The organism is Enterobacter cloacae complex sp. P27C (genome assembly GCF_014895705.1).
In the GTDB taxonomy this organism is placed as follows: Bacteria; Pseudomonadota; Gammaproteobacteria; order Enterobacterales; family Enterobacteriaceae; genus Enterobacter; species Enterobacter bugandensis.
On the sequence record NZ_JADBQB010000016.1, the window covers coordinates 36206 to 47412 of the forward strand.

Below are 11207 nucleotides of genomic sequence, written 5' to 3' on the forward strand. Positions count from 1 at the left end.
GCATTACCCCTCGCTTTTCAGGTGCAGAGTGAACATCCAGCGCCCCTGGCTATCCTGCCGGAGTTCCCCCTCAGAACCGGGCGTAAAGCCGTCTATGTGCTCCAGCCCATTACGCAAGGCAGAAAGCGCCTGCAGGGTAGTGGCATATCCGATCAACATCAGAGCAGGAGGCTGATAACGCAGCTCTGTCAGCCATACCTGCGCAGGCATGGCCTCAGAAAGTGACTCCAGCACCGGTTGCCATGCGCGGTGCTGCGGCGTGCCCGCAGGGTTTTGCACCTCTGCGGTGGGTCGCTGGCGAGACACAAGACCACGCTGCACGAACTGCGTACCCGCCAGTTGAGCCTGCAGCGCGCGCAGCGTTACCAGATGATTCATCCTTACGCTAAAAACGGTCACCAGCATGAGCAGCAATGCGCCGACAAATACGCCGCCCCAGAAACGCAGGCATCGCGCGCGCCGCTGCTGACGCCAGGGCAGGAGGTTGGTCACGTTCATTCAGGCACCTCGCTCATGGCCAGCGCCAGCGCGACGGTATAGTCAGCCCCGCATTCGGGAAGAGGCGCATGCCAGCGCTGCAGCGTTTCCCATGGGGTTCGTTCGGCATCAAAGAACGCGATGTCATTCTGGTTGAGGGCCAGCAGCGCCGCCAGCTCAGTGACGTTTTCTGCTTCAGTGGTATAACGACGCCCCCACTGATGGCGCATAGCCCACAGCCAGTGATGCGCATCCCGCCAGGCGACGCACTGCGTCGGCGCTAACGCAGGCAGCAGGTTCGCCAGCGCGCTGGCATCCGGGGTGATGGTCGCCAGCCGCAAACGTAGCGTTTTCGCCAGATCAAGAAGCGTTTCAACCTCTTTGTTTTGTGCAGCAGTCACGTGAAACGTATTGCTGAAGGTGTCCTGGGTGTAGTCGAAACAGAGGGACTCTGTCGACATCTCCAGTTCGCGCGAAAGCGCCGCCCCCATCCACGAGAGCTGCTCGCTGTCGCGCAATGCAAGAGACGGTCGGGGCAACGTTTTTTGCAGAGTCCGTGCAGCAGGAAAGGAGAGAAATACCCGGTGGTAGTGCGGGAGCGCTTTTCGCCAGTCGCGTAAGGCATCGGCCAGCGCTTCTGGCTGACAAATTTTGCCGTCACGAATGATGCCTTCGGCCAGAGAAATGGCCCACCAGCGGCGTAAGCACCAGCCGCCTCTCTCCCGGACCAGTGCCGTAATCAGGACCTTATCCTGTTGAATATGAACGCCCGTTTGCCATGTTTTGAAAGCCATGCTTCACGATCTCCTTATCGCCCGTCGCCTTGACGGCTATATCAATGAATCAGGCTTGCCTTTATACTACCGCGCGATTGTTTAGAAACTGCCCAAGTGAAACCAAATGGGAAATCTCCGGTGAAGTTCGTAAAGTATTTATTCATCCTTGCAGTCTGTTGCATTCTGCTGGGAGCAGGCTCGATTTACGGTTTGTACAAATATATTGAGCCACAGCTACCTGATGTCGCCACGCTCCGCGATGTGCGTCTCCAGATCCCAATGCAGGTCTATAGCGCCGATGGCGAGCTGATGGCGCAGTATGGCGAGAAGCGTCGTATCCCGCTGACCTTAAACCAAATTCCCCCCGTGATGGTGAAAGCTTTTATCGCCACGGAGGACAGCCGTTTCTACGAGCACCACGGTGTCGATCCGGTCGGGATTTTCCGTGCCGCAAGCATTGCGTTGTTCTCCGGTCACGCCTCCCAGGGGGCGAGCACCATTACGCAACAGCTGGCGCGTAACTTCTTCCTCAGCCCTGAAAAGACGCTGACGCGTAAGATCAAAGAGGTGTTCCTGGCGATCCGTATTGAGCAACTGCTGAACAAGGACGAGATCCTTGAGCTGTACCTCAATAAAATCTATCTGGGCTACCGTGCCTATGGCGTGGGGGCAGCCGCGCAGGTGTACTTCGGTAAGCCTGTTGAACAGCTCACCCTAAGCGAAATGGCAACCATTGCCGGTCTGCCAAAAGCGCCGTCCACGTTTAACCCGCTTTACTCGCTCGATCGTGCTACCTCACGTCGTAATGTCGTCCTGTCACGTATGCTGAGCGAAGGCTATATCAGCCAGAGCGAGTACGACCAGGCGCGTAACGACGTCATTGACGCCAATTATCATGCCCCTGAGATCGCCTTCTCTGCCCCTTATCTGACCGAAATGGTGCGCCAGGAGATGGTGAGTCGTTATGGCGACAAGGCCTATGAAGATGGCTATCGCGTATACACCACCGTTACCCGTAAAGTGCAGCAGGCGGCTCAGGACGCGGTGCGCAATAACGTGATGGACTACGATATGCGTCACGGCTATCGCGGACCGTCGAACGTGCTCTGGAAAGTGGGCGAAAGCGCATGGGACAGCAAAAAAATCACCAGCACGCTGAAAGCGCTGCCAACCTATGGTCCGCTCCTTCCAGCCGTAGTGACGCAGGCCGATCCTCAGGAAGCCGTTGCGACGCTGGCGGACGGCACGTCCGTCTCCCTGCGCATGGACGGTATTCGCTGGGCGCGTCCATACCGTTCGGACACCCTGCAGGGGCCAACGCCGCGCAAGGTGACCGACGTGGTACAGGCCGGGCAGCAGATTTGGGTGCGCAAGTCAGGCGATACCTGGTGGCTGGCGCAGGTACCGGATGTGAACTCGGCTCTGGTCTCCATTAACCCACAGAACGGGGCGGTAATGGCGCTGGTCGGCGGGTTCGATTTCAACCAGAGCAAATTTAACCGCGCCACGCAGGCGCTGCGTCAGGTGGGTTCCAACATCAAGCCGTTCCTCTACACGGCAGCGATGGATAAGGGACTGACCCTTGCCAGCATCCTAAACGACGTGCCGATTTCCCGCTGGGATGCCGGTGCCGGTTCCGACTGGCAGCCGAAGAACTCTCCTGCGGAGTATGCCGGTCCTATTCGTCTTCGCCAGGGTCTGGGGCAGTCGAAAAACGTGGTGATGGTGCGTGCCATGCGCGCGATGGGCGTCGACTATGCGGCAGAGTACCTGCAGCGCTTCGGCTTCCCGGCGCAGAACATCGTTCGCACCGAGTCGCTGGCGCTGGGCTCAGCCTCCTTTACGCCGCTTCAGGTCGCCCGCGGATACTCGGTGATGGCCAACGGCGGCTTCCTGGTTGACCCGTACTTCATCAGCAAAATCGAGAACGACCAGGGCGGCGTGCTGTTTGAAGCAAAGCCGAAAATTGCCTGCCCTGAGTGTGATATTCCGGTCATTTACGGCAATACGCCGAAATCCGAGGTGCTCGAAAACAAGGACATGGAAGACCCTGCCGTTTCTCAGGAGCAGCCAAATATCGTCTTGCCGCAGCCGCAGCTGGAGCAGGCTAACCAGTCGCTGGTGGCGCAAACCGGCGCGCAGGAGTACGCACCGCACGTGATCAACACGCCGCTGGCGTTCCTGATCAAGAGCGCGCTGAACACCAACATCTTCGGTGAACCCGGCTGGCAGGGTACCGGCTGGCGAGCAGGGCGCGATCTGCAGCGCCATGATATCGGCGGTAAAACCGGGACAACTAACAGCTCGAAGGATGCGTGGTTCTCCGGCTATGGGCCGGGCGTGGTGACGTCAGTCTGGATCGGTTTCGACGATCATCGCCGTGATTTAGGCCGTACCACGGCATCCGGCGCGATTAAAGATCAGATTTCCGGCTACGAAGGCGGTGCCAAAAGCGCGCAGCCGGCCTGGGATGCCTACATGAAATCCGTTCTTGAAGGCGTGCCGGAGCAGCCGCTGACGCCGCCACCGGGCGTGGTGACGGTCAATATTGACCGCAGCACCGGCCAGCTCGCTAACGGCGGTAATAGCCGTGCCGAGTATTTTATCGAAGGTACGCAGCCAACCACACAGGCGGTGCATGAGGTGGGTACAGAGATTATTGATAACGGCGAGACGCACGAGCTGTTTTAAGCATAAAAATGCCCGGTAAAAACCGGGCAAAGAATTGCAGGCCGGGTAAGGCGAAGCCGCTACCCGGCTTTTTTATGGCCTACAGCCGCCCTTGCCCCTTCAGCCACTCGCGAACCAGGAACAGCGCGCTCACGTTGCGAGCCTCGTTAAAATCAGGGTCTTCAAGCAGATCCATCAGATGCGCCAGCGGCCAGCGAACCTGCGGCAGCGGCTCTGGTTCATCTCCCTCCAGCGATTCAGGATAGAGATCTTCAGCCACCACAATGTTCATTTTGCTGGAAAAATAGGACGGCGCCATGCTCAGCTTTTTCAGGAACGACAGTTCGTTCGCGCCAAAACCCACCTCTTCTTTCAGCTCGCGGTTTGCTGCTTCAAAGACCGTTTCACCCGGATCGATGAGCCCTTTCGAGAACCCAAGCTCGTAAGATTCCGTCCCCACGGCGTATTCACGGATCAAAATCAGATGATCGTCGACGATAGGGACAATCATCACCGCTTCGCGCGAAGAGGGGCGCATACGCTCATAAACACGACGCACACCGTTGCTGAACTCCAGATCCACACTCTCGACGTTAAACAGGCGCGATTTGGCGACAGTTTCAACGTGCAGAATGGTGGGTTTTTGTAGTGGTTTGCTCATCTTGATGGGGTCTTAGCAGTGTGAACTGACGTTATTGTGCGATATGCCGCACGGTTTCGGCAATGTCAATTGTTCTTTATTTACATTTATGCAACGTAGCAGGGATCAATCCTCAATTCAAAACAAATGTCAAGAGGTTGAAATGTTTCCAGGAATTTGCTGATATCGCGCCATGACAGGCTTTGCTATTATCACCGGTCACTGGGATGCGCTTTAGAATGCTCAAGTTCGACTCCATACTTGCCGATAGCCAGCCACAGACTCTCATTCAATGTAAAGGTGCTACTGACTACACCTGTAAGATAAGTAAGATGGGGAAAGCATGAGCACCATTTTGATTGTTCTCGCTGCTATGCTGGTCAGCGCATTGATTGCAGGGTGGCTGTACAGGCGACGCATACAGCGCCGTTACCGGCTGCCCTTTTTAAATGCCTTCGCGGGTGCGACAACGCGTAAACTCACGCAAGACGAGCGCGATGCAGTTGAAAACTATCTCGAAACGCTGAACCGTTCTCAGTTAACGCCTGGGCCGACGGGAGCCACGACTGCACCTGTCGCGCTTAAGCTTAACGCGCAAAGTGACACCGTGCTCTGCGTGACGCGCTCCATCACGCGCTACGGCATTACGACTGACGACCCCAACAAGTGGCGCTACTACCTGGATTCGGTTGAGGTGCATCTGCCCCCGTCCTGGGAGCAGTACATTAACGACGAAAACAGCGTTGAGCTGATTCACACCGATTCGCTGCCGCTGGTAATCTCGCTCAACGGCCATACCCTGAATGACTATCTTCACGAAGCCCCGCGCTTTGCGCTGGAACGCGCGAGTTCAACGCAGGCCTCTATTCGTGGTGAAGAGACCGAGCAGATTGAGCTGCTGAATATTCGTCAGGAGACGCATGAAGAGTACGCCCTGAGCCGTCCGGACGGTATTCGTGAAGCCATCCTGATCGTTGCCGCTTTCCTGCTCTTTTTTGTCTGCCTGCTGACGCCGGACGTCTTTGTCCCATGGCTGGCGGGTGGCGCGGTGTTGCTTCTTGCGGCCGGGCTGTGGGGGCTCTTTGCCCCGCCGGCCAAAACCTCGCTGCGGGAGATCCACTGCCTGCGCGGCACGCCAAAGCGCTGGGGCCTGTTCGGTGAGAACGATCAGGAGCATCTCAACAATATCTCACTCGGGATTATTGACCTGATCTACCCGCGCCACTGGCAACCGTGGATTGCGCAGGATTTAGGGCAGAAAACCGATATTGATATCTATCTTGACCGCCACGTTGTGCGACAGGGGCGCTTCTTATCCCTGCATGATGAAGTAAAAAATTTCCCGCTTCAGCACTGGCTCCGCAGCACGGTCATCGCCGCCGGCGCCGGGCTGGTGTTTATCATGCTGCTGCTTTTCGTGCCGCTGGATATGCCCATCAAATTTACCCTGTCGTGGATCAAAGGCGCGCAGACCATCGAGGCGACCAGCGTCAACCAGCTCGATGAAGCGGGTGTACGGGTGGGCGATACGCTGCGCCTGAAAGGCACCGGAATGTGTAATATCCATACCCCGGGGGCGTGGAACACGCGCCAGAATTCACCGTTCACGCCGTTCGACTGTTCGCAAATTATCTGGAACGACGCGCCGCCGCTGCCGCTACCGGAATCCGAAGTGGTGAATAAAGCCACGGCGCTGACCCAGACGGTCAACCGCCAGCTGCACCCGAAACCGGACGATGATTCACGCGTCAGCCCCGCGCTGCGTTCCGCCATCCAGAAATCAGGCATGATTCTGCTGGATGATTTTGGCGACATTGTCCTGAAAACCCAGGACTTATGCTCCTCGCAGGATGAGTGCATACGCCTCAAGAACGCGCTGGTTAACCTCGGGAACAGTAAAGACTGGGACTCGCTGGTGAAACGCGCCGAGGCGGGACGACTTGATGGCGTCAACGTGCTGCTGCGTCCGGTCAGCGCGGAATCGCTTGATAACCTGGTCGCCACCTCGACATCGCCGTTTATGATGCGCGAAACCACCCGGGCGGCTCAGGCGCTCAACAGTCCGGCACCGGGCGGCTTTGTGATTGCCAGCGATGAAGGCAGCGACCTGGTCGATCAGCCTTACCCGCAGGTAGCGCTTTATGACTACCCGGCCCAGGAGCAGTGGAGCCAGTTCCAGCGTCTGGCGCAGATGCTGATGCAAACGCCGTTCAGTGCCGAAGGGATTGTCACAAGCATCTACACCGACGCCAACGGCACGCGCCATATCGGCCTGCACCGGATGCCGGACAGCGCAGGATTGTGGCGTTACATTGGCACCTCTCTGCTGATGATCGCCATGCTGATCGCCATTTTCTGGAACGGTTTTATGGCCCTGCGCCGCTACCAGCGCTCCCGCACGCGTCTGGCGGAGATCCAGCAATATTATGAGAATTGCCTAAATCCTAAGCTGATCCCCTCCTCTGAGAGCCTGATCTGATAACGTCGTTGCGCGACAAGATGTGCTACCCTGTCGCGCACGTTTCTTCTGGCTGGAGTTCCCCCCTATGCATCTTGATATCGACTGGCAGCAGGTCGACACCGTTCTGCTGGATATGGACGGCACGCTGCTCGATCTCGCCTTTGATAACTATTTCTGGCAAAAGCTGGTACCGGAAACCTATGGTGAGCAGCAGGGTATCTCCCCGGCAGAAGCGCAGGCGTTCATTCGTTCGCAATATAGCGCAGTGCAACATACGCTAAACTGGTACTGTCTGGACTACTGGAGCGAGCGCCTCGGTTTGGATATTTGTGCCATGACCACTGCCCAGGGACCACGCGCCGTGCTGCGCGAAGATACGGTTCCCTTCCTGGACGCACTGAAAGCAAGCGGCAAGCGCCGTATTTTGCTGACTAACGCGCATCCACATAACCTGGCCGTGAAGCTGGAGCATACGGGACTGGCGTCGCACCTTGATTTATTACTTTCCACCCACACATTTGGTTATCCGAAAGAGGATCAGCGGTTGTGGCATGCGGTGAAGGAAGAGACCGGCCTGCAGCCGGAGCGCACGCTGTTCATTGACGACAGCGAGCCTATTCTTGATTCAGCGGCAACGTTTGGCATTCGCTACTGTCTGGGCGTCACGAATCCTGACTCTGGCCTGGCTGAAAAAAGCTATCTGCGCCATCCGGGACTGAACGACTACCGCCAGATGATCCCCTCACTGACCGTGAAGGAGACGCCATGAAAGAAAAGCCCTCAGATGGGGTAAGACTGGATAAATGGCTGTGGGCAGCCCGTTTTTATAAAACGCGCGCCCTTGCCCGTGAAATGGTTGACGGCGGTAAAGTGCATTACAACGGCCAGCGCAGCAAGCCGAGCAAGCTGGTTGAGCTGAACGCTACCTTAACGCTGCGCCAGGGCAACGACGAACGTACGGTAGTGATCAAAGCCATTACCGAACAGCGGCGGCCCGCATCGGAAGCCGTACTGCTTTACGAAGAGACGGCTGAAAGCGTTGAAAAGCGCGAGAAGACCGCGCTGGCGCGCAAAATGAATGCGCTGACCATGCCCCACCCGGACCGGCGACCGGATAAAAAAGAGCGCCGCGATCTGATGAAATTTAAACACGGTGAGAGCGAGTAACCCTCACCCGCACGAGAGATGAAAATGGCCCAACACGACCAATTACACCGCTATCTGTTTGAACAATTCGCCGTGCGCGGCGAGCTGGTCACCGTATCCGAAACCTGGAAACAGATTCTGGAAAACCACAACTACCCGCTGCCGGTGCAGACCCTGTTGGGCGAACTGCTGGTTGCCACCAGCCTGCTGACCGCAACGCTGAAGTTTGCCGGTGATATCACCGTGCAGCTGCAGGGTGACGGCCCGATGACGCTGGCGGTGATCAACGGCAATAACCAGCAGCAGATGCGCGGCGTGGCGCGCGTTCAGGGCGACGTGCCTGAAAATGCTGACCTCAAAACGCTGGTGGGCAATGGCTACCTGGTGATCACCATCTCCCCGGAGGAAGGTGAACGCTATCAGGGCGTGGTCGGTCTGGAAGGCGATACCCTCGCAGCCTGCCTGGAAGATTACTTCATGCGTTCTGAACAGCTGCCTACGCGTCTGTTCATCCGTACCGGTGAAGTGGACGGCCAGCCTGCTGCGGGCGGCATGCTGCTGCAGGTTCTGCCAGCGCAGGACGCACAGACCAATGACTTTGAGCATCTGGCGACGCTGACCGAAACCATCAAGGCGGAAGAACTGTTCAACCTGTCGGCGACCGACGTGCTGTGGCGTCTGTACCACGAAGAAGAAGTGACCGTGTACGATCCGCAGTCCGTGGAGTTTAAGTGCACCTGCTCGCGCGAGCGCTGCGCTGGCGCACTGAAAACTCTGCCGGATGAAGAGATCGACAGCATCATGGCTGAAGACGGCGAAATTGATATGCACTGTGACTACTGCGGTACGCACTACGTGTTCAATTCAATGGATATCGCTGAAATCCGCAATAATGCCTCTCCGGCAGATCCGCAAGTTCATTAATACGCTACCCCTCACCCTGCCCTTTCCCCTTTGCGGAGAGGGTTAGGGTGAGGGGTAAAAATCCCCCAAAAGCTGAATCGTTTTCCCTATGTAACTCTTACGTAATTTTCTTACATGTATGCGATTACATTCACATTCTCTCCGATAAAATCACCACCTCTTAACCTTTTCGGAACATTTTCCCCAACCAAAAAGCGATTCCTGCGATAATCCGCCTGCACTGTGACTGGAGTCGCAGCGTTTTCCGTTAGTAAGGGTTTTATCCAGATGCACAAATCTATGAGCCCCGTCGCGGTTAACATCCCCAGAAAAACCCTACAATTTCAGGCAGTACATATTGGCTAAGGAGCAGTGATATGCGTGTTACTGGTTTAACCCCGCAAGATCTCAAGGCTTATGGTATTCACGACGTCCAGGAAGTGGTCTACAACCCCGATTACGATACGCTGTATCAGGAAGAGCTCAATCCAGCACTGGAAGGATACGAGCGCGGTGTGTTGACGAACCTTGGTGCTATCGCCGTCGATACCGGTATCTTTACCGGTCGTTCGCCGAAAGATAAGTATATCGTCCGAGACGAAACTACCCGCGATACGCTGTGGTGGGCTGACAAGGGCAAAGGGAAGAACGACAACAAACCGCTCTCCCCGGAAACCTGGCAGCATCTGAAAGGGCTCGTAACCCATCAACTTTCCGGTAAGCGTCTGTTCATTGTCGACGCTTTCTGCGGCGCTAACGCCGACACCCGCCTTTCCGTGCGTTTCATTACCGAAGTGGCCTGGCAGGCGCATTTCGTTAAGAATATGTTTATTCGTCCGACCGACGAAGAGCTGCAGGACTTCACACCTGACTTCATCGTGATGAACGGTGCGAAATGCACTAACCCACAGTGGAAAGAGCAGGGTCTGAACTCCGAAAACTTCATTGCCTTCAACCTGACCGAACGTATTCAGCTGATCGGCGGTACCTGGTATGGCGGCGAAATGAAGAAAGGGATGTTCTCGGTCATGAACTACCTGCTGCCGCTGCGCGGTATTGCCTCTATGCACTGCTCGGCGAACGTCGGCGAGAAAGGCGACGTAGCGGTGTTCTTCGGTCTTTCCGGCACCGGGAAAACCACGCTCTCCACCGATCCAAAACGCCGTCTGATTGGCGATGACGAACACGGCTGGGACGATGACGGGGTGTTTAACTTCGAAGGCGGTTGCTACGCGAAGACCATTCGCCTGTCTGAAGAGGCCGAGCCGGATATCTTCCACGCGATCCGCCGCGACGCGCTGCTGGAAAACGTCACCGTACGTGCCGACGGCTCTATCGACTTTGACGATGCGTCTAAAACCGAAAACACCCGCGTCTCTTACCCGATCTACCACATCGACAACATCGTGAAGCCGGTGTCAAAAGCGGGCCATGCCACGAAGGTGATTTTCCTGACGGCGGATGCGTTCGGCGTGCTGCCACCGGTTTCCCGCCTGACCGCCAGCCAGACGCAGTACCACTTCCTCTCTGGCTTTACCGCCAAGCTGGCGGGTACCGAGCGTGGCGTCACGGAGCCAACCCCAACCTTCTCCGCCTGCTTCGGCGCGGCATTCCTGTCGCTGCACCCGACGCAATACGCTGAGGTGCTGGTGAAACGCATGCAGGCATCCGGCGCGCAGGCCTACCTGGTGAATACCGGCTGGAACGGTACCGGCAAGCGTATCTCCATCAAAGATACCCGCGCCATTATCGACGCCATTCTGGATGGTTCTCTGGATAACGCCGAAACCTTCACGCTGCCGATGTTCGATCTGGCCATTCCGACGGAACTGCCGGGTGTGGATACGCGTATCCTCGACCCGCGCAATACCTACGGATCGCCGGAACAGTGGCGCGAGAAGGCGGAATCGCTGGCGAAGCTGTTTATCGAGAACTTCGAGAAGTACACCGATACCCCGGCAGGTGAAGCGCTGGTGAGCGCGGGTCCGAAGCTGTAGGTAAAAGCAAAAAGGCAACGAAAGTTGCCTTTTTTAATGTTTTCTCCCTCTCCCCGTGTGTGTACAGTCCGGGGACATGGTAGACAGGTGTTCGGGGACATGGTGAACACTTTTTAACATCCTTTACCCATGGTGAT

General features: G+C 56.7%; 9 protein-coding genes. 6 read left to right on the top strand and 3 right to left on the bottom strand.

All coding sequences use genetic code 11. From position 1 onward, the window contains the following. Positions 1 to 3: 3 nt before the first annotated feature. Positions 4 to 498, bottom strand: coding sequence for a PilN domain-containing protein (locus IM291_RS21245; RefSeq protein WP_059357235.1), 495 nt, complete (start codon positions 496 to 498; stop codon positions 4 to 6). Then, complete coding sequence (locus tag IM291_RS21250) at positions 495 to 1271, bottom strand: DNA utilization protein HofM (RefSeq protein ID WP_192987596.1); 777 nt, start codon at positions 1269 to 1271, stop codon at positions 495 to 497. Before IM291_RS21250 ends, IM291_RS21245 begins: the two co-directional genes overlap by 4 nt. A gap of 120 nt (positions 1272 to 1391) precedes the next feature. On the opposite strand from IM291_RS21250, the gene mrcA reads away from it, so the two are divergent. Beyond that, positions 1392 to 3944, top strand: a complete 2553-nt coding sequence (mrcA, locus tag IM291_RS21255) for a peptidoglycan glycosyltransferase/peptidoglycan DD-transpeptidase MrcA (protein WP_192987598.1) — start codon at positions 1392 to 1394, stop codon at positions 3942 to 3944. A 79-nt stretch (positions 3945 to 4023) separates the two neighbouring features. Here the strand turns inward: mrcA and nudE are convergent, their stop codons facing one another. Continuing rightward, complete coding sequence (gene nudE, locus IM291_RS21260) at positions 4024 to 4584, bottom strand: ADP compounds hydrolase NudE (protein ID WP_028014666.1); 561 nt, start codon at positions 4582 to 4584, stop codon at positions 4024 to 4026. A gap of 322 nt (positions 4585 to 4906) precedes the next feature. On the opposite strand from nudE, the gene IM291_RS21265 reads away from it, so the two are divergent. From IM291_RS21265 to pckA, 5 genes are all read left to right on the top strand, one after another. Beyond that, a complete protein-coding gene (locus tag IM291_RS21265; protein WP_028014667.1) occupies positions 4907 to 7042 on the top strand; it encodes an intracellular growth attenuator family protein in 2136 nt (711 codons plus the stop codon). Positions 7043 to 7109: 67 nt separating this feature from the next. Beyond that, complete coding sequence (gene yrfG / locus IM291_RS21270; protein WP_028014668.1) at positions 7110 to 7793, top strand: GMP/IMP nucleotidase; 684 nt, start codon at positions 7110 to 7112, stop codon at positions 7791 to 7793. Beyond that, positions 7790 to 8191 (top strand): ribosome-associated heat shock protein Hsp15, encoded by a 402-nt coding sequence (gene hslR, locus IM291_RS21275; protein WP_028014669.1) that lies wholly within the window; start codon positions 7790 to 7792, stop codon positions 8189 to 8191. The genes yrfG and hslR overlap by 4 nt, the downstream gene beginning before the upstream one ends. Positions 8192 to 8209: 18 nt before the next feature. Next, positions 8210 to 9094, top strand: a complete 885-nt coding sequence (hslO, locus tag IM291_RS21280; protein WP_192971938.1) for an Hsp33 family molecular chaperone HslO — start codon at positions 8210 to 8212, stop codon at positions 9092 to 9094. Between the two features lie 356 nt (positions 9095 to 9450). Then, positions 9451 to 11070 (top strand): phosphoenolpyruvate carboxykinase (ATP), encoded by a 1620-nt coding sequence (pckA, locus tag IM291_RS21285; protein ID WP_045259359.1) that lies wholly within the window; start codon positions 9451 to 9453, stop codon positions 11068 to 11070. Positions 11071 to 11207 lie beyond the last annotated feature (137 nt).